Raw genomic sequence first — 22,652 nt, 5'->3', positions numbered from 1 at the left:
AAACTCATGGGCCTGAGAGTTCGCGGCGCCGTGGATGCCGGAACAAGTCCGGCATGACGAGGGTGTGTGGGGCTCACGCCAACCCCAGTCCACCGACCAGCAGGTCGATCAGCTTGATCCCGACGAAGGGCGCGAGCAGGCCGCCGAGGCCGTAGACCGCGAGGTTGCGCGCGAGCAGCGGACCCGCCGCCATCGGCTTGTACGCGACGCCGCGAAGCGCGAGCGGCACCAGCATCGGGATGATCACCGCGTTGAAGATGATCGCCGACAGGATCGCGCTTTCCGGGCTGCCCAGCCGCATCACGTTGAGCACGCCGAGCCCCGGATAGAGCACCACGAACATCGCCGGGATGATCGCGAAATACTTCGCGACGTCGTTCGCGACCGAGAAGGTGGTCAGCGCGCCGCGCGTCATCAACAGCTGCTTGCCGAGCCCCACGACCTCGATCAGCTTGGTCGGATCGCTGTCGAGATCGACCATGTTGCCCGCCTCGCGCGCGGCCTGCGTTCCCGTGTTCATCGCCACGCCGACATCGGCCTGGGCGAGCGCGGGCGCGTCGTTGGTGCCGTCGCCGCACATCGCGACCAGCCGCCCGCCCTGCTGTTCCTTGCGGATCAGCGCGAGCTTATCCTCCGGCGTCGCCTGCGCGAGGAAGTCGTCGACGCCCGCTTCGGCCGCGATCGCCGCGGCGGTCAGCGGGTTGTCGCCGGTGATCATCACCGTGCGGATGCCCATCGTCCGGAGCTCGCCGAAGCGTTCGCGGATGCCCGCCTTGACGACGTCCTTGAGGAAGATCGCACCGAGCAGCTTGCCGTTGAGCGCGACCGCGAGCGGCGTACCGCCGGCGCGGGCGATCTCGTCGGTGATGCGGCGCAGTTCGGTCGCCGCGGCGGTCTGGCCGGCGCCCGGGTTCGCCTTCAGGATCGAATCGACCGCGCCCTTCTGGATCAGCGACCCGTCGACCTTGACGCCCGAGATACGGGTCTGCGCGGTGAACGGGATGATCTCGGCACCGACCGGCAGGGTCGTCGTCGTGACCGCGAACTTCTCGCGCGCGAGCACGACGATCGAGCGCCCCTCGGGCGTTTCGTCGGCGAGGCTGGCGAGGCTCGCGGCCTCGGCAAGCTCCTGCTGGCTGATGCCGCCGACGCTGCGAAATTCGCTCGCCTGGCGGTCGCCGATCGTGATCGTGCCGGTCTTGTCGAGCAGCAGCACGTCGATGTCGCCTGCGGCCTCGACCGCGCGGCCCGACTTGGCGAGCACGTTGAAGCGCACCAGACGGTCCATCCCCGCGATGCCGATCGCCGACAGCAACGCCGCGATCGTCGTCGGAATCAGCGTGATCAGCAGCGCCGCAAGGATCGGGATCGGCACCTTGCCCCCTGCATAAGAGGCAAAGCCCGGGATCGTGCCGACCGCGATCAGGAAGATGATCGTGAGGCCGACGAGGAGCAGCGTCAGCGCGATCTCGTTCGGCGTCTTCTGCCGCTCGGCACCCTCGACCAGCGCGATCATGCGGTCGAGAAAGCCCTCGCCCGGATTGACCGAGACGCGGACGCGGATCTCGTCCGAGATGACGCGGGTGCCTGCGGTCACCGCCGAGCGGTCGCCGCCCGCCTCGCGGATTACCGGCGCGCTCTCGCCGGTGATCGCCGCCTCGTTGACCGAGGCGACACCCGAGACGACGTCGCCGTCCGACGGGATCAGGTCGCCGGTCTCGACCAGGACGATGTCGCCGACACGGAGCGCGCTGGCGGCGACCTCCTCGAACTCGCGACCGTCTCCCTTGAGGCGCTTGGCCTGGAGCTCGGACTTGGTCGCGCGCAGCGACGCGGCCTGCGCCTTGCCGCGGCCTTCGGCGAGCGCCTCGGCGAAGGTGCCGAACAGCACGGTCAGCCACAGCCAGACGACCAGCTGGAGCTTGAAGCCGGTGGTCAGCCCGTCCTGCCCGATCACGAGCAGGATGGTCATCAGCGCGGCGACGACGGCGGTGACGAACATCACCGGGTTGCGGATCAACTGCCGCGGATCGAGCTTGCGGAAGGCGTCGCCGACCGCGGGTGCGATCAGCTCGGCCGTGAACAACGACTTTGTAGGGGTGCGTGCCATGTGGGCGGTCCCGTCAGAAGGTTTTGCCGCTGATCATCGCGAGATGATCGGCGATGGGGCCGAGCGCCAGGCTCGGCAGGAAGGTGAGACCGCCGAGGATCGCGATGATCCCGATCAGCAGGCCAACCCACAGCACGCCCGTCGTCGGGAACGAGCCCGCGCTTTCAGGCGTGTACTTCTTCGCAGCCAGGCTGCCGGCGATCGCCAGCATCGGGACGATGATGAAGAAGCGGCCGAACCACATCGCGACGCCCAGCAGGCCGTTATAGAACGGGGTGTTGGCGGTCAGCCCGGCAAAGGCCGATCCGTTGTTCGCGACGCCGCTGGTATAGGCGTAGAGGATCTCGGTGAACCCGTGTGGCCCCTTGTTGAGCGGCCCCGCGAGCCCGGCCGGAAGCACCGCGCTGATCGCGGTGAAGCCCAGGATGATGAGCGGCAGGATCGCGATCGCCAGCACCGCGAGCTTGACCTCGCGGCTCTCGATCTTCTTGCCGACATATTCCGGCGTACGCCCGACCATCAGCCCTGCGACGAACACCGCGAGGATCGCGAACAGCAGGAAGCCGTAGATGCCGGCGCCGACGCCGCCGATCACGACCTCGCCGAGCTGCATGTTGATCAGCGGGACCATCCCGCCAAGGGCCGTGAAGCTGTCGTGCATCGCGTTGACCGCACCGCACGAGGCGGCGGTGGTGACGACCGAGAACAAGGCGGACGCAGCGATTCCGAAGCGGACCTCCTTGCCTTCCATGTTGCCGCCCGCGACGCCGAGGCTGTGGACGATCGGGTTGCCTGCCGCCTCCTGCCAGTAGGTCACGGTGACGCCGGCGAGGAACAGCACGAGCATCGCCGAAAGGATCGCCCAGCCCTGCCTGGTGTTACCCACCGCCTTGCCGAACGTCCAGGTCAGGCCGAAGCCGATGACGAAGATCGACAGCATTTGCACCAGGTTGGTGAGTGCGGTCGGGTTCTCGAACGGATGCGCCGAGTTCGCGTTGAAGAAGCCGCCACCATTGGTGCCGAGCATCTTGATCGCTTCCTGGCTGGCGACGGGGCCGAGCGCGAGCGTCTGCTTGACGCCTTCCAGCGTGGCGATGTCGACCGTGCCGGCAAGCGTCTGCGGCACGCCGCTTGCGATCAGGAACAACGTGTAGACGACGCAGATCGGCAGCAGCAGATACAGCGTGACGCGCGTCGCATCCGCCCAGAAATTGCCGATCGTCGTGGCTGACCGCCGCGCAAACCCGCGGAACAGCGCGAACGCCAGCGCGATGCCGGTCGCGGCCGAGAGGAAGTTGTGGATCGTCAGCCCGAACATCTGGCTTAGGTTCGACATGGTGGATTCGCCACCATAGCTCTGCCAGTTGGTGTTGGTCGTGAAGCTCACCGCGGTGTTGAACGCGAGATGCTCTGGGAGCCCCGGCAACCCCTGCGGATTGCCCGGCAGCACGCCCTGCAGGCGCAGCACCGCATAGGTCAGCGCCATCAGCATCGCGTTGAACAACAGCATGTGCAGCGCATAGCGACGCCAGCCCTGTTCCTGGGTCGGGTCGATGCCCGCCAGCTTGTAGAAACCGGTCTCGACCGGGCCGAGCACAAGGTGGAGCGGCGTGCGGCGGCCTTCGTACAAGGCGAACAGCCAACTGCCGACGGGCTTGGTCAGCGCCAGCAAGATGCCGACGAAGCCCAGGATCAGGATCCATCCCTGGAGTGTCATGGAAACGCGCTCCTAAAAGCGTTCGGGACGGATCAGCACCGCCACGAGGTAGAAGAGCAGCCCGAGCGCGACGATCGCGGCGAGCCAGAGGTCGAGATTCATGATGTCGTCCTTGGCTTCACGCGTTGTCGCACAGGCGGACATAGGCGAGCGTCGCCGCCACCAGCCCGACCATGATCGCTATCCAGAGAAGGTCCTGCATCGGTGTGTTCCTCGTCAGAAGGCGGCGGTGAGCGAGGCGACGATCGTGCCGTCGGCGATCGATCCGGTGCCGTCCTGGCCGTGGCTGAAGCTCGGCTGCAGATAGGCGGCACTGCGACGCGTGATGTCGGTGTCGACGTAACTCACGTTGAGCGTCAGATTTTTGTACGTGGCATCCGCGCCGAGCGACCAATCCCAGTAATCGCCGGTCGGCGCCGCGCTGGTCGCGTTGGGGCCGAGCCCGTCATTGCCCCAGCTATGCCCGATATGCGCCTTGGCGGTCAGCGGCGTGCCGGCGATCGCGACCGCGCCATCGCCGGTCAGGTAGAGGTTGTCCTCCTTGTCGCCGGCGTCGGTATAGACCCCCGCGGCGGCATCTGCGCCGGTACGATACCATTTGCCCAGCGCCTGCTGCGACGGCGCGTAGAACACGCTGGCGGTCAGCGTCGCCGGCCCGGTCGTCCCCGACAGCTTGGCGAACCCCTCGGCATAGTCGGTCTTCGACGCGCCGCCCGGATACATGTACCAGGTCAGCCCGACGTCGAGCGTCGCGTTGTCGGCAAGCTTGTGCTTGTAGCCGCCGATCAGGTCGAGCTCCATGTTCGAGCCGCCGAACGTCCCCCAGCCCGACAGGTTCGAGCCCCAGGCGCCGACATAGACGCCGCTCTGGTGCGCGATCGTCAGGCCGCCCTGGATCGCACCGTCCTTGTCGCTCTGCGACACGCCGCGCAGGCGATAGTCGGTGGCAAGAGTCACCGCGCCGGTGACGGTCACGGGCGCGGGCGGTGCGGTATCCTGGGCAAAGGCAGGCGTCGCGGCCGCGGCAAACACACCGAGCAGCGCAACACGTCGAAGGTCGTACATACATGTCCCCATTGGCGCGCGATCGTCGCCGGCCGTGCTCGACCGGGGCGTCGCGAGGACATGCAATTAGGCCGCTATCGCATAGCGTTTCGAGGCCGATTCACGGGGAACGCATAGGGTTTGCGTAGTATTTCGCCCCCGCGCCATCGGGGGCGTCGATGCTAGCGCGGCTCCAGCCGGAACGTCACGGTCAGCGTGACGTCCGTCGCCACCATGTCCGTCGCGGTCGTCATCGGCAGCCCGAACGATCGCAGCATCAGGCCGAGATAGTCGACCGAGCCGATGTCCTGCCGCTCGCTGATCGCCGCCAGCGTCACGCGCCCCAGCGCGAGCGGCGCGGCATAGGCGTCGGCCTCGGTCCGCGCCTTGACCAGTGCCTGCTGCTTGGCCGCGCGGCGCGCCGCGGTATCGTCGACCAGGACCGGGATCACCGCGTCGGACGGCTTGGCATCCGCCGCCTTCAGCGCCGCGATGACTCGCGCCGCGGTCGCGCGGTCCGGCGCGTCGAACGACAGGCTGGCGTTCGCGCCGAGCTTCGGCCCGTCCGTCGCATCGCTGGTCTTGGCCGGCGACTTGCCGGCACCGGGCAGAGCCAGCAGCGCAGTCATGTCGCTGTTGCATTCGCTCGCGGTCCGCGTCGCCATGAACGACGCGACCATTCCGGTCAGCGACGGCTTCTCCGCCCCTTGCGCCTTCTTCGCACCGAGCGCCGCCACCGACTGGTCGATTGCGGCGGTCTTCTGCGCGAGCAGCCGGTCCGCCTCGCCTTGCGTCGCCCCGCACGCGAGCAGGCTGCCCGACACGCGGTACGCCGAGGCCGGGGTGTCGACATGCCCCGACGCGACGATCTCGACCGTGACCGGGGTCGCGCCCGCGGCGGCCAGCGCCGCTGCGACCAGCGTCGCCATCACCATCCTTGCGGTTTCCCTTTGTTTTGGACGTCGAGCCACGCCTTCAGCGGCGCGAAATACTGGACCAGCGCCTTGCCCGACATCTCGCGGCTGCCCGTGAAGGTCTGCAGCGCGTCGGGCCAGGGCTTGGACTGGCCCATGCTCAGCATCGCGTTGAGCTTGGTCCCGACCGCCTTGTCGTCGAAGAACGAGCAGCGATGCAGCGGCCCCTTCCACCCCGACTGGTCGCACGCCGCCTTGTAGAACTGGAACTGCAGCACCCGCGCGAGGAAGTAGCGCGTGTACGGTACCGCTGCCGGGATGTGATATTTCGCGCCCGCGTCGAACTTGGTCTCGTCGCGCGCGACCGGCGGCACGATGCCCTGATACTGCAGCCGCAGCTTGTCCCAGCCGGCCTGATAGCCGGTCGTCGGGATCTCGCCCGAGAACACGCCCCAGCGCCATTTGTCGACCATCAGCCCGAACGGCAGGAACGCGACCTTGTCCATCGCCTGGCGCAGCAGCAGCCCGATGTCCTTGTCCGGAGTCGGCACCTTCGCCTGGTCGAGCAGCCCGATCTTCACCAGGTAATCGGGCGTGATCGACAGCGCGACGGTATCGCCGATCGCCTCGTGGAAGCCGTCGTTCGCGCCGTTCTTGTAGAGGAAGGGCTGCTTGTTATAGGCGCGCTGATAGTAATTGTGGCCGAGCTCGTGGTGGATCGTCACGAAATCGTCCGCGTTGACCTTGGTACACATCTTGATCCGCAGGTCGTCGACATTGTCGACGTCCCAGGCGGACGCATGGCAGATGACCTCGCGGTCGGCGGGCTTGGTGATCTGCGAACGCTCCCAGAAGGTGCCGGGCAGCGCCGGGAAGCCGAGCGACGAATAGAAGGCCTCGCCCTGCTTCACCATCTTCACCGGCTGATAGCCCTTGGCCTTCAGCAGGTCGCCGACGTCATAGCCGACATTGCCCGACCCCGCGGGCGCGACGATGTCGTAGATATTGCCCCATTCCTGCGCCCACATGTTGCCGAGCAGGTCGCTGCGGATCGGCCCCGACTTGGACTGGACCGCGTCGCCGTACTTCTCGTTGAGCTTCCAGCGCGCATAGGTGTGCAGCGCCTTGTAGAGCGGCTCGACCTCCAGCCAGATCTTGTCCGTGAGCGCGGCGAACGCGGCGGGATCCATGTCGTACCCCGAGCGCCACAGCGCGCCGACGTCCTTGTAGCCGAGTTCCTTCGCGCCTTCGTTCGAGATCGCGGTCATCTTGGCATAGTCGCCGCGCATCGGCGCGCCGACATTGTCGTTCCAGCTGACCCACATCTCCTTCAGCTTGGCGGGATCGCGCGTCTCGCCCATCGCCGCCTCGATGTCCGACCCGTTGATCGGCTTGCCGTCGAGCGTACCCTTGCCCTTGCCGTAGGAGGACGACATCCGCGTCGTCAGCGTCGAGAGCTCCTCCGATGCGCCGGGCCGCGTCGGGGCTGGCAGCGTGAGGCCGCCGCGCAGCAGGTTCAGCTTGCGCTTGGTGTCGTAGGACAGCCCGGGCAGGCTCGCATATTTCGCCGCGCCGAGCGCGTACTTCACCGCGAGGTCGGTCGACTTCGCCCCCGACTTGGCGGCGAGCGCATCGGTGTCGTCGGTGATGTAGGTCGCGCTGACCCAAGCCATCCGCGCTGCATCCACGCCGTCGGCGGCGAGCGTCTTCTCGGCCTCGGCGACATAGGCGTCGGCTTCGGCGACGGTCGGCTTGGACTGCGCGGACACGGGCGTGGCGCCGAGCGTCGCGCAGGCGAGCGCGATCGTCGAAACGGTGAAGCGAACCATGAATATCCCCTCTTTGATCAGGTCAGAGTGCGGCGGCCGCGATGGCCGGTCAAGCCGCCAGAAAATCGGCGATCGCCTGCCCCAGTTCGGGCTTCACGACCGCGCTCATATGCCCGCCCGGCGTCTCGACATAGCGCGCGTCGGGCAGGGCGTCGGCCAGCTCCTTTGCCGAGCCATTGTCGAAATCCTCCGCGCCGCACACGACCAGGGTCGGCTGCGCGATCGCCTTGACGGCCTCGAGCGGCGTATCGGCGAAGGTGTCGAGGATCCCGAGCAACGCGACCGGATCGCCACCGGTGGTCTTCAGGAACGCCTCGACCAGCCATTCGGGCGTGCCGCGGACATGCTGGCCGAGCTTGGTCAGGATGCCGCGGAAATGCCCGCTGCGCCGGTCGGTGTCGGTCAGCCCCTCCAGCCCCATGCCCGAGAAGATCACCCGCCGCGGTGTTGCGCCCGTCGCCAGCATCCGCGACGTCGTCCGCGCGCCGAGCGAATAGCCGCCGAGGTCGTACTCGGTCAGCCCGAGATGCGCGATCAGGGCGTGACCGTCGCGGGTCAGCGCGTCCTTCGGGTACGCGGCCGCGTCGTGCGGCTTGGCGCTGTCGCCGTGCGCGCGCAGATCGGGCATGATCACCCGGAACCCCTTCGCCGCGACCTTCGCCGCATGGCCGTATTTGATCCAGTTGGTCTTCGCGTCGGACAGATAGCCGTGGATAAGCACCACCGGCCGCCCCTCGCCGATCTCGTGCCAGGCGATCCGGGTGCCGTCGAAGCTGTCGAAATAGTCGGTCGAATAGTCCGTCAACGATCCTGATCCTTCTTCCGTCATCGGCTGGTCGAGGACGCCAACGGCCCACCATTCCCGTCATCCTGAACTCGTTTCAGGATCCACCGAGCCGCGAGCGCAACGCCGTTCATCGACCGCAGCGCCCGCCGCCCGGTGGATGCTGAAACAAGTTCAGCATGACGACGGGTTGAGATCCGCCACCGCCCCCACCCCCGTCATCCTGAACTCGTTTCAGGATCCACCGAGCCGCGAGCGCAACGCCGTTCATCGACCGCAGCGCCCGCCGCCCGGTTGATGCTGAACCAAGTTCAGCATGACGGGTGGAAGGACTTACCCCAGTGCCGTCTTCAACAGGTCGTTGACCACCGCCGGGTTCGCCTTGCCGCCCATCGCCTTCATCGTCTGACCGACGAAGAAGCCGAACAGCTTGTCCTTGCCGCCGCGGTAGTCCGCGACCTTGTCGGCGTTCGCGGCCATCACCTCGGCGATGACCTTTTCGATCGCGCCGGTATCGCTGGTCTGCTTGAGCCCGCGGTCCTCGACCACCTTGGCGGCGCCGTCCCCGGTCTCGAGCATCACCTCGAACACCTGCTTGGCCAGACTCCCCGACAGCGTGCCGTCGGCGACCAGCCCGAGCAGTTCCGCCGCCTGCGCAGGGCTGACCGGCGAGTTGGCGATATCCTTGCCCGTCCGGTTGAGCGCGCCGAACAGCTCCGACGTCGTCCAGTTCGCCGCCGCCGCCGGCTTCACGCCTGCGTCGAGCAGCGCATCGAACCAGCGTGCCGCCTCGACCTCGGCCGTCAGCACCGCCGCCTGATAGGTCGTGATACCGAGCGCCTCGTAGCGCGCACGCTTCGCATCGGGCAGTTCGGGCAGGCTCGCCCGGCATTCCTCGAGAAACGCGTCGTCCAGTTCCAGCGGCAACAGATCGGGATCGGGGAAGTAGCGGTAATCATGCGCGTCCTCCTTCGACCGCATCGAGCGCGTCTCGTTGCGATCGGGGTCGTAGAGCCGCGTTTCCTGCTGGATCTTGCCGCCGGCCTCGAGCACCTCGACCTGCCGCTTGGCCTCCTGCTCGACCACCGCCATCACGAAGCGGACCGAATTGACGTTCTTCGTCTCGGTCCGCGTGCCGAGCTCGTCGCCGGCTTTCCGAACACTGACATTGACGTCGGCGCGCATCGAACCTTCTTCCATGTTGCCGTCGCAGCTGCCGACATAGCGCAGGATCGAGCGCAACTTCCGCAGGTAAGCCCCTGCTTCCGCAGGCGAAGCCAGGTCGGGCTTGGAGACGATCTCCATCAGCGCGACGCCCGAGCGGTTGAGATCGACATAGGACTGGGTCGGATGCTGGTCGTGCATCAGCTTGCCCGCGTCCTGCTCGACATGGATCCGTTCGACACCGATCCGCTTGCCGGTCGCGTCGGGGTTCTTGTCGTCGAGGCTGATGTCGATCGCGCCCTCGCCGACCAGCGGATGATAGAGCTGGCTGATCTGATAGCCCTGCGGCAGATCGGCGTAGAAATAGTTCTTGCGATCGAACCGCGACCAGCGGTTGATCTGCGCCTCGATCGCCATCCCCGTGCGCACCGCCTGTCGGATGCATTCGCGGTTCGGCACCGGCAGCATCCCCGGCATCGCCGCGTCGACCAGGCTGACCTGCGTGTTCGGCTCCGCACCGAACGCGGTGGCCGCGCCCGAGAAGAGCTTCGCGTTCGACGTCACCTGCGCATGGACTTCGAGGCCGACCACGACCTCCCAGTCGCCGGTTTCGCCGCGGATTGTATAAGTCTCGGTCATGTCCGGTTCCGATGATGAATATAGTTGATCGCGGTCAGCGCCGCGTTGCTGCCGAGCAGGCCGACCACCCAGCAGGCGGACAGGATGCGCAGGATCGCGCCTTCGAACCCCATCCCGATCGCCTCGCGGTGCGCGGCGACCGCCGCGACGCCGGCAAAGGCGAGGAAGGTCGCGCCAAGCCGGTAGTCGCCGCGAAGGATCACGCTGTTGCCGACACACAGGCACAGGATGAACACCGCGAGTCCGAGGAAGAACCGCGCCAGCGCATGGTGATCGAACGGATGGTTGTCGATCTCCGACAGCGACACGCCGACATAGGCGCTGAGGATCGCCCCGAACGCCACGTTGAGTGCGTTCTGCGCCTCGCGCAGCACCGCTATGTTGCGCGTGACGAAGGCGCGGTTGCTTACCACCAGCTCTCTGGGCGCGCGACGAACCCGGCGCGCTCCTCGATCGCGAGACCTGCGTTCAGCACGCCCTGCTCGTCGAGCGGCTTGCCGATGATCTGCAGTCCCAGCGGCAGGCCGTGATGGTCGAGGCCGCCCGGCACCGACATCGCCGGCAGCCCTGCGAGGCTCGACGGCACGGTGAACACGTCGTTGAGATACATTGCGATCGGATCGTCCGACTTCTCGCCGAGCGCGAACGCCGCCGACGGCGCGGTCGGGGTCAGCAACACGTCGCACTTGGCCCAGGCCTGCTCGAAATCACGCGCGATCAGCGTCCGGATCTTCTGCGCCTGCGTGTAATAGGCGTCGTAGAACCCGGCCGACAGCACATAGGTGCCGATCATGATGCGGCGCTTCACCTCGGGCCCGAACCCGTCCGCGCGCGTCGCGGCGTACATGTCCTGCAGCCCGGCGCCCGCGGGCAGGTCGCGGATCCCGTAGCGTACGCCGTCATAGCGCGCGAGGTTCGACGACGCTTCGGCCGGTGCGATGATGTAGTAAGCGGGCAGTGCGTATTTGGTATGCGGCAGCGAGACCTCGACGATCTCGGCGCCGGCGTCCTTGAGCCAGTCGATGCCCTGCTGCCACAGCGCCTCGATCTCCTCAGGCATGCCGTCGACGCGATATTCCTTGGGAATACCGACGCGCAACCCCTTCATATCGCTCGACAGCCCGGCTTCCCATGCGGGGACGTCGAGCTTGAGCGAGGTCGCGTCCTTGGCATCGAACCCGGCCATCGCGCCGAGCATGATCGCGCAGTCGCGGACGTCGTGCGCCATCGGTCCGACCTGGTCGAGGCTCGACGCGAACGCGATCGTTCCCCAGCGCGAGCAACGGCCATAGGTCGGCTTGATCCCGGAAATCCCGGTGAACGCCGCGGGCTGGCGGATCGACCCGCCGGTGTCGGTGCCGGTCGCGCCCGGGCACAGCCGCGCCGCGACCGCGGTCGAGCTGCCGCCCGACGATCCGCCGGGTGCGAGCGGCGCGTTGCCGCCGTCGCTGCGCCGCCACGGCGAGATCACGTTGCCGAACGCCGACGTCTCGTTGGACGAGCCCATCGCGAACTGGTCCATGTTGAGCTTGCCGAGCATCCCCGCGCCCGCATCCCACAGATTCTGCGAGACGGTCGACTCATAGGTCGGCGTGAAGCCTTCGAGGATGTGGCTCGCCGCGGTGGTCGCCACGCCCTTGGTGCAGAACAGGTCCTTCATGCCGATCGGCACGCCGGCCAGCGGCTTGAGCGTCTCGCCCGCCGCGCGCGCTGCATCGGCGGCATCGGCGGCGGCGAGCGCATGCTCGGGCGTCTCGACAAGAAACGCGTTCAAGGCCTTGGCGGCACTGACTTTCGCCACGAACGCCTCGGCCACGTCGCGCGCCTTGAACGCGCCGTCGCGGACGCCGTCGCGGATCGCGGCGATCCCCAGATCGGTAAGCTCGGTCATTATTCGATCACCTTCGGCACGGCGAAGAAGCCGTGTTCGGCCACCGGCGCGTTGGCCAGCACCTGCTCGCGGATGCCGCCATCGGTCACGACGTCGTCGCGTAGGCGGAGCGTGTTGGGGATGACGGCGGTCATCGGTTCGACGCCTTGCGTGTCGACCTCGCCGAGCATCTCGATCCAGTGGAGGATGGTGTCGAGTTCGGGCGCCATCTTGACGGCGTCCTCCTCGGTGATCGCGATGCGGGCTAGGCTCGCGATCCGTTTCACGGTTGCGGTATCGACTGACATGGCGCTCGGCTAGCACCGCCGCCAGCGCAGGCGCAACGCTTTTGGTAACCCCGTGCCCATCCTCCCCTGCAAGGGGAGGTGGCGGTCCGTAGGACTGACGGAGGGGTGACACGCTATCGAGAGGGTGACACCCCTCCGTCTGGCTGCGCCAGCCACCTCCCCTTGCAGGGGAGGAATATCGATGCCGGTCGCGAGAACGGGAGATTGCAACGCGCCCGCCCATGCGGCACGAGCGAGCCGAGCTCCCGTCCGAAAGTCCCGCTTGGCCCGCAAATTCCTCTATGTCGTCGCCGCGCTGATCGTCCTCGCGATCGCCGCCGCCTTTGCCTACCGGCTGTTCGGCACGCAGCTGATGCGGATCGCGATGGTGCCGGGCGAAGCGTTCCGCGACCAGCCGCGCGTCGCCGCCGCGATCTACGAACGGCCCGCGATGTGGCTGGCGCGCCCCGACAAGCGGGGCAATCCGGCGTTCTGGACCCCGGCGGGCTACACTCCGGGCAAGCCCGGCACCGGCGCGGCGATCTTCTTCATCCATCCGACATCGTACATCAGCCGCGACCATTGGAACGCGCCGGTCGACGATCCCGAGACGAACGCCCGCGCGGAGCTCTTCCTGCGCGGGCAGGCGAGTGCATTCAACGCGGCCGGCGACATCTGGGCGCCGCGCTATCGCCAGGCGACGTTCGGTGCGTTCCTGACCAGCGCCGCCGAGAGCGCGCGGGCCCTGGACCTGGCCTATGGCGACGTGTCGGCAGCCTTCGACATCTTCCTGAAACAGGCCGGGCCGACCCGCCCGATCATCCTGGCCGGCCACAGCCAGGGCGCGCTGCACCTGACCCGCCTGCTGCGCGACCGCGTCGCGGCCGACCCCGCGCTCGCGAAGCGGATCGTCGCCGCCTATGTCGTCGGCTGGCCGGTCTCGCGCACCACCGACCTGTCGCGGCTCGGCCTCCCCGAATGCCAGCAGCCGGCACAGACCCGCTGCCTCCTGTCGTGGCAGACCTATGCCGAGCCCGCCGACCCGTCGCTGGTCGTCGACACCTATGACAGGACCACCGGCTTCGACGGCCGCACGCGCGATCATACGCCGATGGTCTGCACCAACCCGCTGCTCGGCCGCCCCGATACGCCCGCGCCCGCCTCGGCCAACCTCGGCACGCTCTATCCGTCGAAGGACCTCGGCACCGCGCAGATCGTCGCGGGTCGCGTGCCGGCGCGCTGCATCGGCCGTGGGATCCTCGCGATCGGCGAAGGGCCGGACGTCGGGCCTTATGTGCTCCCGGGCAACAACTACCACGTCTATGACTACAGCCTGTTCTGGGCGAACGTCCGCGCGGATGCGAACCGGCGACTGGCAGCGTTCGAATGATCACGCTCTCGTCGGCACAATTCCGCGATGCGCTGCCGAACGGCGGCCGGCTGATCGGGCTCGACGTCGGGACCAAGACGATCGGTACCGCGCTGTGCGACGCCGGGTGGAGCTTCGCCAGCCCCGCCACGCTCGTCCGCCGCACCAAGTTCCAGAAGGACAAGGCCGCGCTGGTCGAGCTGATGGCCAAGCAGGTCGTCGTCGGGATCGTCATCGGCCTGCCGATCAACCTCGACGGCAGCGAGAGCCCGCGATCGCAATCGACGCGTGCGTTCGCGCAGAACCTGAAGGATCTCGGCCATCCCATATTGTTGTGGGACGAACGCTGGTCGACGGTCGCTGCCGAACGCGTAATGATCGAACAGGATATCAGCCGCGCCAAGCGGGCCGAGCGGATCGACAACCACGCCGCCGCGGTCATCCTGCAGGCGGCGATCGACGCGCTCGTCTCGGTCCAGATCTAGCGCGCGACGCGGTAGAGCGCCGATCGTCCGCTGCTCCAGACGAGTCGGAGGTCGTCGGCTTTGGCGGTGCCCGGCGGGAAGCCGATCGTCCAGACATAGCCGAACGCCGCCCGCGGGAAGCGCGCGATCGCGCGTTTGAAATCCGGGCCGCCGACCGAACAGCCGGCCGCCGCCATCTGCTGCGACGGATCGACCCGGTAGCGCCCGGCCTGCGCGTACCGCACGCTCAGCAACTGCTGCCCCGCGATCGCCCAGTTGGCGTTGACGAAGGCATCACGGCGCACGACCGCGATCCCCGGCAGCACGTCCTCGCGCTGTGCGCCCCACAGGTCGCCACACGGCCGCGCCACCAACGTCAGCACCGCCGCGCCGCGCGGAATCGCCTCGATGGCGGCAAGCTCGCTGTGCTGCTCACCCGACCGCAGGACGTAGCTGGCCGTCGTGCCGACCAGTCGCACGAGCAGGAAGGCTAACCCCAGCACCGCGAGCGTGCGGCCGAACCGCGCATCCGCAGGCGGCTTCACCGCGACCAGCGCCAGCATCACTGCGGCCGGGATCATCCGCATGTCCACATAGGCCCCGCCCATCAACAATCGCGGCAACAGCACGAACGCCACGAGGCACAGCAGCGCCGGCCAGGCGAGCAGCGGTGACAGCCCGAGCCGCGCGCTGCGCGCGCCGACGCACAGCACGGCGATGAGCGGCAGCAGCGACGCCAGGTCGAACCACTGCCAGCGATCGCGCAGCATCCCCATGACCCACAATAGTTTCGCCGACCAGTCGAACCAGTCGTCCGCCCCGAGCGCTCCGCCGCCCCGTCCCGAAAGCATGACCAGCAGCGGCGCGGCCAGCGGAACGCACTGCACCCCCGCCCCGATCAGCGCCGACACCCAGCTCCTGCCCTCGCCGCGCAACCGAGCGAGCTCGGCCGCGAGCGCGATCAGCCCCAGCATCCCCCAGCCGAAGCTGTGCGTGACCCAGATCACGCAGGCGATCGGCACGAACAACGCGGCGCGCATCCCTAGCCGCCCGCCTTGCCCAAGCCGCAACCACAACGCCGTCGCGCAGAAGGCGAGCGCCTGCGACAGCGCGAAGTTGACGAACCCGAACTGGAACGGCCAGGCATAGGCCAGCGGCAGCGCGAACAGCGCGGTCGGTGGAATGCGGCCATGCGCCGCGCGCGCCATCGCCAGCAATCCCGCCGCGGTCAGCACGGGGATCGCCATCACGGCGAGCTTGGTGGCGAACGCCAGCCCGAACAGCGTCGCCAGCGCGGGCACGATCAAGTCCATCCCCAGATTGGGGATCACCTCCCAGTGGAAGTCGTAGTAACGCTGCAGGTCGGCCGATCGATCGAGCGCCATCGACACATGCCAGCGCGCCATGTGGCCCGGCACGTCGGCAAGCGGCGGCAAGGCCGGCCACAGCAAAGGCACCGCGCAGGCGAGCGCCAGCGCATACGCCACCCACCGCCGTTCCCACCAGTTTCCGGTCGCTCTCGTCTGCACCTGCCCCCCGATATGCCGACCCTGCCACGCCCTGCCTAAGCGGAGGTTAACCACGCGTCACGCTTGCCCGTACCGGCCGCGGGCGCTACCTCGCCATTTTAATGCGCATGTCCGATCACCGCCCCGCCACCCTCATCGAAGGCGGCGCCGTCTTCCCGCACCGGCATCTGACCGGGATCGACGGGCTGCAGCCCCACGAGATCGCGTTCCTGCTCGACGAGGCCGAGACCTGGGTCGAGGCGAACCGGACGCATGCGACCCCCGACAAGCGGCTCGCCGGCCTCACGCAGATCAACGCGTTCTTCGAGAATTCGACGCGCACATTGCTGTCGTTCGAGATCGCGGGCAAGCGGCTCGGCGCGGACGTCGTCAACATGCACGCCGCGCAGTCGAGCGTGAAGAAGGGCGAGACGCTGATCGACACCGCGATGACGCTCAACGCGATGCGCGCCGACGTCATCGTCATCCGCCACATGAGCTCGGGCGCGGTCCGGCTGATCGCGGGCAAGGTCGATTGCCCCGTGCTCAACGCCGGCGACGGCCGCCACGAACACCCGACCCAGGCGCTGCTCGACGCACTGACGATCCGCCGTCGCAAGGGCAGCATCGCCGGCCAGCGCGTGGTGATCTGCGGCGACCTGCTCCACAGCCGGGTCGCGCGATCGAACATTTTGGCGCTCACCGCGCTCGCCGCCGAGGTCCGGGTCTGCGCGCCCTCGACGCTGATGCCGCCCGCGATCGAGCGGATGGGCGTCACGCCCTTCACCGATTTCGACAGGGCGCTCGACGGCGCGGACGTGGTGATGATGCTCCGGCTGCAGAACGAGCGGATGGACGGCGCCTATGTCCCCTCGACGCGCGAATATCGCCTTCGCTACGGCCTCACGCTCGAGCGCCTCGCACGCGCCGCACCCGACGCGCTCGTCATGCACCCGGGTCCGATGAACCGCGGCGTCGAGATCGATTCCGCCGTCGCCGACCATGCCCGCTCCGCGATCACCGAACAGGTCGAGATGGGAGTCGCGGTCCGCATGGCGTGCCTAGACGTCCTCACGCGCCGAGCGCGCGGCGTGGAGGGCTGGGCATGATCCGCGCGTTCCTCAACGCCGAGCTCGTCTGTCCGGTCGGCGGCGTGTCGCGTGGTGGCGTGCTCGTCCGCGAGGGCGCGATCGTCGCGACCGGCATGTTCGACGTGCCCGCGGATGCCGAGACGATCGACTGCGGCGGCAAGACGCTGGCGCCCGGGATCGTCGATTTCGGCGTGTTCGCGATCGACCGCGCGGCGTTCCGCGCTGGCGGGATCGTCCGTGTCGGCGTCATGCCCGACCAGTCGCCGGTACTCGACGACCCCGGCATCGTCCAGCGCGCCGCGCTGATCGGCAAGCCCGACCTGTGGATCCACCCGATCGCCGCCGCCACCCGCGGGCTGCAGGGCGAGGATCTCGCCGAGATGGCGATCTGCCTGTCCGCCGGTGCGCGCGCGATCGGCACCGGGCGACGCTGGATCGCCGATTCAGGCGTGATGCACCGCGTGCTCGCCTATGCCCGCGACCTCGACGTCGCCGTGGTCACGCATGCCGAGGATGGCGGGCTGGCCGCGGGCGCGGTCGCGACGGCGGGCGAGACCGCGACACGGCTCGGCCTCCCGGCAGCACCTGCGGTCGCCGAGGCGCTGGCAATCGCGCGCGACCTGATGCTCGCGGAAGACACCGGCGCGCGGCTCCACCTGCGCAATGTGACGACCGCCGCCGGCTTCGACCTGGTCCGCGCCGCCAAGCGTCGCGGCGTCGCGGTCACGTGCGGGATCACCCCCGCCTATCTACATCTGTCCGACATCGCGGTCAGCGATTTCCGGACCTTCGCGCATCTGTCGCCGCCGTTGCGCGCCGAGGCCGATCGCCAGGCCGCGGTCGCCGCGATCGCCGACGGCACGATCGACCTGCTGTGTTCGGGCCACGACCCGCATGGCCCGGAAGCGAAGCGCCTGCCCTTCGCCGATTCTGACGCCGGCATGGCGGGCGCGGAGACGCTGTTGCCGCTCGCGCTGATGCTGGTCCGCGACGCGGCGATCGACCTGCCGCGACTGTTCGCGCTGCTCTCCCGCAATCCCGCGCAGGTGCTGGGACTGGACGCAGGCACACTCGAAATCGGCAAGCCCGCCGACCTGCTGCTCTACGACTCCGCAGCACCCTGGCAGATCGTCGGCGACGCGTTCAAGGGAAGCGCCGGGAACACGCCGTTCGCCGGCCTGCCCGTCCAGGGCCGGGTTTTGCGCCTGTGGAAGGGCGGCCGCGAGATCCAGGGGTGAGCGCTCGCGTCAGAGGCTGAGGCCTCGACGCTTGACCTCCATCGACGCTGCGTCCCCGATTGCGGTCGGCGTCTCACCCGAGAAGATATCGGCGAGATCGAGCAGATCCTCGTCGTTCAGCGCAGTGATCGATGCCTCGATGTCCGCGAGCGCCTGCACGGCCCGCGCGCCCTGCGCGGCACGACGCTTGATATGGGTCTTCAACATGACGACCCGATAGCAGCCGCCGTGCCGAATGGGCAGACGGTGTTTGCCAATCGTGCGGGTACGCTCACGACGCCGCCGCACCTGGCAAAGAAGATCATCCTGTCCCGTGCCCCCGGTCAGAAATTATACGACGCGCGCACGCCCCCATAGCGGCGGAAGTCGCGCGGCAGATAGCTCTGCGTCGCCAGTGCATTGCCCTGGTTGCCGAACGAGTTCGCCAGGTTCGAGAAATACTGCTTGTCGAACACGTTGTTGACGAACGCGACGATCTCCCACCGCCGCTCGGGGTGGCGGATGCCGGCGGACAGGTTGACGATCGTGTATTTGGGCTGCGCGTTCTGCGGATCCTGCGAGATCGAATAGTTGATCTTGCTCTGGTAGGTCGCCGACGCCTGAAGCAGGCCGTCGAGGTCGTCGGTCAGGTGCGGCGTGAAATCGCCGCTGACCGCGGCCTTCCATTCGGGCGCCTGCGCCGGGCGGAAGCCGGCGAGGTTCTGGCGCGACGGCGTGCCGACACAGCCTTGCGCCACCGTCTGGCCCGGATAGCATTGGCCGAACGGGAAGGACGTGATCTCGGCGTCGTTATAGGTCACGCCGCCGGTGATGTTGAACGCACGCGCCAGCCGGACGCTGCTCTCCAGCTCGACGCCGCGGGTGCGCAGCTTGCCGACGTTCGCCAGACGGAAGTTGATCGTGCCGTCGGGCAGGGTCTCGATGCCCTGCGCCTGGAAATTATCGAACTTGGTGTCGAACAGCGTGACGTTCAGCGTCACACGGCGGTCGAGGAACTGGCTCTTCAGCCCAAGCTGCCAGTCCTTCGAGGTTTCGGGCTGCACCGGCCCGGTCCGCTGGCGCAGCAGGTTGAACCCGGTGCCGATGTCATAAGCCTGGCCCTTGTGCCCGGTCGCATAGGTCAGGAACGCCATGACGTCGGTCGCGACCTGCTGCTGGAGCCCCGCCTTGTAGGTCTCGAACGTTTCGCTATCGGCGCCGGCAAAGCGCGCATTGCCGTTCAGGATATCCTGGAACGTATAGTCGATCTCGCCGCGCCCGGCGCGCGCGCCGCCGATCAGCGTGGTGCCCTTCACCAGGTCGAACTCGACCTGCCCGAACGAGGCATATTGCTTGGTGCCGTTGGTCGCATACCAGCGCGCCTGCGAGAAGAACGGTCCGCGGGTGAAGTCGCGCGTCAGTTCGAGGTTCGAATAGAACAGTCCGAGCGTGTAGCGGAACCGGTCCGCGCCGGGCGAGATCAGCCGGAACTCCTGCGAGAACGCCTTGGTCCGGAAGGTGCCGAACTGGCTGTTGTCGAGTGAGGCGATCGCCGATTCGTCCTGGTCGAGGATGTCGAACTGCTTGAACTTGTCATACGCGGTGATCGACATCAGCGTCGCCGGCCCGAGATCGAGCGAGGCGCGCAGCGAGACCGCGGTGTCGCTGTAATCGGTCCCGGAATCGATGTTGTTGACGACCGACTGGTTTGCGTCGGTGAAGCTCACCCTGGGCGCGAACACCGCGGGCGTGTTGGCGGCGACCCCGCGCAGCCGCGCATTGGGCGACACGCGGATGAACGGGCGCCCGATCGTGGTCTGGCCGTCGACATAGCCGATCTGCGCGGTCAGGTTGAGCGTGTCGGTCGGATCCCAGACCAGCTTGCCCTTCAGCGACAGCGTCTCGAACCCGCTGACCTTGTTGCCGTTGAAGAGGTTGTCGACATTGCCGCGGAACTTGTCGAAATTGCCGCTTACCCGGAAGCCGAGCCTGTCGGTGATCGGCCCCGCGCCGGCGAAGTTCCAGCCATATTCGTCGTCGGTCGTCGCCAGCACGGCGACGCGGCCGGTCAGCGTCTTGGTCGGCCCCTGCGTGACGATGTTGATGAGACCGGCCGACGCCGAGCGGCCATAGAGCGTGCTCTGCGGCCCTCGCAGGATTTCGACGCGCTCGATGTCCGACAAGTCGGCGAATGCGCGCGCGAGGAACTGGACGGGCACGTCATCGATCTGCACCGCGACGCTGGGCTCGACGCTGGGCGAGAAGGCGAAGGTGCCGATGCCGCGGATCGAGATCGAATTGTTCACCGGCTGCTCGGACGGCTTGATGACCAGCGACGGGCTCGCCTTGGTCAGGTCGGCGAACTGGCGGACGCCCTGCGCCTGCAGCGTGTCGCCGGTCAGCACCTGGACCGCGAGCGGCACGTCCTGGACGCGCTCCTCGCGCTTCTGCGCGGTGACGATGATGTCGGTGCTGGTATCGTCCTGCGCCGTGGCCTGTTCGGCGGTCTCGGGCGCAGGCGCGATTTGCGCCGACACCTGGCCGCTCGCGAGAAGCGCCGAGGCGAATAGCGCCGACCGCGCCAATATCGTGGTGCCGAGCAAATTCATCGCATCCCCCCCTCACCCGTGTCGTCTCTTGTCCGACTTGAGCATGACCTATCAGGGGGGATCGACGACCGCAAGCTTGTATTACAACAATGGACGTTCGTCAGCGTTTGCCCAGCGCGTCCATTGCGGTCGCCGCGAGCAGGAACGCGCCGACGCCGTAATATTGCGTGTCTGCCGCCTCGACCTTTTCGGGCCGGTCGCTGACCTGCTGCACCCAGCCGAGCCGGCCGTCGGGCCGGATCGACCGCGTCAGTGCCGCCCAGCCACGATCCGCCACCGGACGATAGCGACGCGCGTCGAGCAATCCCGCCTTCACGCCCCACGCCATGCCGTAGGTAAAGAACCCCGTGCCGCTCGATTCCGGCGGCGAGTCCTCGGCCGCGAGCAGCGACGGGGCCCAGTATCCGTCGGGCTTCTGCAGGTCGGCGAGCCGCGCGGCCATCTCGACGAACAGCGCCTCCATCCGCTTGCGGTCGGCGCTGCCCTTGGCGAGCAGCGGGATGATCCGCGGCATGCTGGCGAACACCCAGCCATTGCCGCGCGACCAGAACTGCTTGCGCGCCTTGTCGTCGCGGCGCTCGAAGAAGCGGCTGTCGCGGTAGAACAGCCGCTCGGCAGGGTCGTAGAGGAAGTCGACCGTTGCCCAATATTCGCGCATCGCATACTCACGGTAGCGCGCGTCGCCGGTCTGCGCCGACAGCGCGAGCATCGCCGGCGGCGCCATGAACAGCGCGTCGCACCAGCACCAGCGCTTCAGGCACTCGGTCGCGTCATACCCCTCGGGCGGCTGGTAGAAGGGCAGCCCGACGCGCGGCGGATTGGCGAGGATATAGTCGAACGCTTTCCGCGTCGGCGCCCGCGCGGGCGCCCCCGCCCCGTGCTGCGCCGCCCAGAGATAGGACTGGGTGATCACCAGATCGTCGGCATGATAGGGCCGCCGTGCGGGCAGCCACGCGTTGCGGCGACCCATGTCGAGCACCGCCTGCCGGATCGCGGGCGGACCGCCGGCATCCGCGAGCGCGGTCATCCCGACCCAGAACACCGCCTGTTCCCAGGCGCGCGGGTTCTTCGTCTCGGTCGTCACGCGCGACACGTTCGCGGCGTCGAGCCGGGCCAGCTGCCACTCGGCAAGCTTCGTCGCCATCGCGATCGGGTCCGCTTTCACCATCGGAGCGCGCGTCACGGGCGCTTGCGCGAACACCGGCACGGGTGCGGCGAGCAAGGCTAGGGCAGCAAGGGAACGCACGATCATGCATTGGTCTCCGATGGGAATGATGCTGGCTGCAGGCGACGGTCAGTCGGCATCGCGCAGCTGCGCGATCTCGCTCAGCTCGCTGTGCCGGCTGAGGCTTTCCTGCATGTGATGGCGCGCCGCGTCGCGCGCGCGCGGCGGATCCATCCGGACGATCGCATCGAGGATCGCGTCATGCTCGATCCGCACCAGCGCCGCATAGGCGCGATGCGACTCGGCGGACTGGTCGCGCAGGTACAGGCTGCGCGGCGGCACCAGCCGCAGCCCGAGGAAGTCGATCAGGCGGACGTAATAATCATTCTGCGTCGCGCGCGCGATCGCGAGGTGGAAGGCGATGTCGGCCTGCGCCGCGGCCTCGGCATCTTCGCTGACCTCCGCCATCCGCTGCAGCGCCGCGCGGATCTCGCCGATGTTCGCGGTGGTCCGCCGGGCCGCCGCGAGCGCCGCCATCTCGGTCTCGATCGCGAGCCGCATCTCGAGCAGCTTGATGACGTCGGCGAGCTCGCCCAGTTCCTCGCGCGTCACCTGGAACGCGCGGTAGGCCGCGGTGGCGGCGACGAACACGCCCGACCCCTGCCGCGACGTCGTGAGCCCCTGCGCCGCGAGCCGCGCCGATGCCTCGCGCACCACGGTGCGACTGACATTCTCCGCCGCACAGATGTCCTTCTGTGCGGGGAAGCGCGATCCCGGCGGCATCTCGCCCGATCGGATCCGCGCCTCGAGTTTGACGAACAGGTCGTCGGTCAGCGATGACGTCCGTCTTACCAAGCGCGTTCCCTCCCTC

At 67.9% G+C, this 22,652-nt stretch carries 20 protein-coding genes; 4 read left to right on the top strand and 16 right to left on the bottom strand.

Features of this window, described 5'->3' with window-relative positions:
* Positions 1-73 precede the first annotated feature (73 nt).
* The 11 genes from kdpB to gatC all read right to left on the bottom strand — a co-directional run bounded on the left by kdpB (position 74) and on the right by gatC (position 12,379).
* Complete coding sequence (kdpB, locus tag FSB78_RS05325; protein ID WP_147080608.1) at positions 74-2,110, bottom strand: potassium-transporting ATPase subunit KdpB; 2,037 nt, start codon at positions 2,108-2,110, stop codon at positions 74-76.
* A gap of 13 nt (positions 2,111-2,123) precedes the next feature.
* The gene (gene kdpA, locus FSB78_RS05320) at positions 2,124-3,827 is read right to left on the bottom strand and encodes a potassium-transporting ATPase subunit KdpA (RefSeq protein ID WP_147080606.1); all 1,704 of its coding nucleotides are present in this window, start codon (positions 3,825-3,827) and stop codon (positions 2,124-2,126) included.
* 12 nt (positions 3,828-3,839) lie between these two features.
* Positions 3,840-3,929 (bottom strand): K(+)-transporting ATPase subunit F, encoded by a 90-nt coding sequence (gene kdpF / locus FSB78_RS05315; RefSeq protein WP_147080604.1) that lies wholly within the window; start codon positions 3,927-3,929, stop codon positions 3,840-3,842.
* Between the two features lie 114 nt (positions 3,930-4,043).
* Positions 4,044-4,892 carry a TorF family putative porin gene (locus FSB78_RS05310; protein WP_147080601.1) on the bottom strand — a complete coding sequence of 283 codons (849 nt, stop codon included), beginning with the start codon at positions 4,890-4,892 and terminating at the stop codon, positions 4,044-4,046.
* Between the two features lie 161 nt (positions 4,893-5,053).
* Positions 5,054-5,800, bottom strand: a complete 747-nt coding sequence (locus FSB78_RS05305; protein WP_158637971.1) for an SIMPL domain-containing protein — start codon at positions 5,798-5,800, stop codon at positions 5,054-5,056.
* Positions 5,800-7,614 (bottom strand): M2 family metallopeptidase, encoded by a 1,815-nt coding sequence (locus FSB78_RS05300; RefSeq protein ID WP_147080597.1) that lies wholly within the window; start codon positions 7,612-7,614, stop codon positions 5,800-5,802. Before FSB78_RS05300 ends, FSB78_RS05305 begins: the two co-directional genes overlap by 1 nt.
* A 49-nt stretch (positions 7,615-7,663) precedes the next feature.
* Positions 7,664-8,443, bottom strand: a complete 780-nt coding sequence (locus FSB78_RS05295) for an alpha/beta fold hydrolase (protein WP_147080595.1) — start codon at positions 8,441-8,443, stop codon at positions 7,664-7,666.
* Between the two features lie 288 nt (positions 8,444-8,731).
* Complete coding sequence (gatB, locus tag FSB78_RS05290; protein WP_147080593.1) at positions 8,732-10,201, bottom strand: Asp-tRNA(Asn)/Glu-tRNA(Gln) amidotransferase subunit GatB; 1,470 nt, start codon at positions 10,199-10,201, stop codon at positions 8,732-8,734.
* On the bottom strand, positions 10,198-10,614 hold the full coding sequence (locus FSB78_RS05285; RefSeq protein WP_242008041.1) for a hypothetical protein: 417 nt from the start codon (positions 10,612-10,614) through the stop codon (positions 10,198-10,200). Before FSB78_RS05285 ends, gatB begins: the two co-directional genes overlap by 4 nt.
* On the bottom strand, positions 10,608-12,092 hold the full coding sequence (gene gatA, locus FSB78_RS05280) for an Asp-tRNA(Asn)/Glu-tRNA(Gln) amidotransferase subunit GatA (protein WP_147080591.1): 1,485 nt from the start codon (positions 12,090-12,092) through the stop codon (positions 10,608-10,610). The genes FSB78_RS05285 and gatA overlap by 7 nt, the downstream gene beginning before the upstream one ends.
* The gene (gatC, locus tag FSB78_RS05275) at positions 12,092-12,379 is read right to left on the bottom strand and encodes an Asp-tRNA(Asn)/Glu-tRNA(Gln) amidotransferase subunit GatC (protein ID WP_147080589.1); all 288 of its coding nucleotides are present in this window, start codon (positions 12,377-12,379) and stop codon (positions 12,092-12,094) included. The genes gatA and gatC overlap by 1 nt, the downstream gene beginning before the upstream one ends.
* 262 nt (positions 12,380-12,641) lie before the next feature.
* Here gatC and FSB78_RS05270 point away from each other — a divergent pair, with 262 nt between their 5' ends.
* Together FSB78_RS05270 and ruvX are read left to right on the top strand one after the other, a co-directional pair.
* A complete protein-coding gene (locus tag FSB78_RS05270; protein ID WP_147080587.1) occupies positions 12,642-13,748 on the top strand; it encodes a DUF3089 domain-containing protein in 1,107 nt (368 codons plus the stop codon).
* Positions 13,745-14,212: a Holliday junction resolvase RuvX gene (gene ruvX / locus FSB78_RS05265; RefSeq protein WP_147080585.1), complete on the top strand. Its 468-nt coding sequence runs from the start codon at positions 13,745-13,747 to the stop codon at positions 14,210-14,212. The genes FSB78_RS05270 and ruvX overlap by 4 nt, the downstream gene beginning before the upstream one ends.
* Here the strand turns inward: ruvX and FSB78_RS05260 are convergent.
* On the bottom strand, positions 14,209-15,720 hold the full coding sequence (locus FSB78_RS05260) for a hypothetical protein (protein WP_147080583.1): 1,512 nt from the start codon (positions 15,718-15,720) through the stop codon (positions 14,209-14,211). The two genes, ruvX and FSB78_RS05260, sit on opposite strands and share 4 nt — an antisense overlap.
* Positions 15,721-15,821: 101 nt before the next feature.
* Here FSB78_RS05260 and FSB78_RS05255 point away from each other — a divergent pair, with 101 nt between their 5' ends.
* Together FSB78_RS05255 and FSB78_RS05250 are read left to right on the top strand one after the other, a co-directional pair.
* Positions 15,822-16,808 carry an aspartate carbamoyltransferase catalytic subunit gene (locus FSB78_RS05255; protein ID WP_147080581.1) on the top strand — a complete coding sequence of 329 codons (987 nt, stop codon included), beginning with the start codon at positions 15,822-15,824 and terminating at the stop codon, positions 16,806-16,808.
* Positions 16,805-18,028 (top strand): dihydroorotase, encoded by a 1,224-nt coding sequence (locus FSB78_RS05250; RefSeq protein ID WP_147080579.1) that lies wholly within the window; start codon positions 16,805-16,807, stop codon positions 18,026-18,028. The genes FSB78_RS05255 and FSB78_RS05250 overlap by 4 nt, the downstream gene beginning before the upstream one ends.
* Positions 18,029-18,037: 9 nt before the next feature.
* Here the strand turns inward: FSB78_RS05250 and FSB78_RS05245 are convergent, their stop codons facing one another.
* From FSB78_RS05245 to FSB78_RS05230, 4 genes are all read right to left on the bottom strand, one after another.
* Entirely contained in the window at positions 18,038-18,235 is a 198-nt protein-coding gene (locus FSB78_RS05245) for a hypothetical protein (protein ID WP_147080577.1), read from the bottom strand.
* Positions 18,236-18,351: 116 nt separating this feature from the next.
* On the bottom strand, positions 18,352-20,616 hold the full coding sequence (locus FSB78_RS05240; RefSeq protein WP_147080575.1) for a TonB-dependent receptor: 2,265 nt from the start codon (positions 20,614-20,616) through the stop codon (positions 18,352-18,354).
* A 100-nt stretch (positions 20,617-20,716) separates the two neighbouring features.
* Positions 20,717-21,868: a glycoside hydrolase family 88/105 protein gene (locus FSB78_RS05235; protein ID WP_147080573.1), complete on the bottom strand. Its 1,152-nt coding sequence runs from the start codon at positions 21,866-21,868 to the stop codon at positions 20,717-20,719.
* A 42-nt stretch (positions 21,869-21,910) separates the two neighbouring features.
* On the bottom strand, positions 21,911-22,636 hold the full coding sequence (locus FSB78_RS05230; RefSeq protein WP_242008040.1) for a FadR/GntR family transcriptional regulator: 726 nt from the start codon (positions 22,634-22,636) through the stop codon (positions 21,911-21,913).
* Positions 22,637-22,652: the final 16 nt, after the last annotated feature.

The sequence above is a fragment of the Sphingomonas ginsenosidivorax genome (genome assembly GCF_007995065.1).
Taxonomy (GTDB): Bacteria; Pseudomonadota; Alphaproteobacteria; order Sphingomonadales; family Sphingomonadaceae; genus Sphingomonas; species Sphingomonas ginsenosidivorax.
Note: the sequence above shows the minus strand (reverse complement) of the source record. Positions and strands in the feature narration are given on the sequence as shown.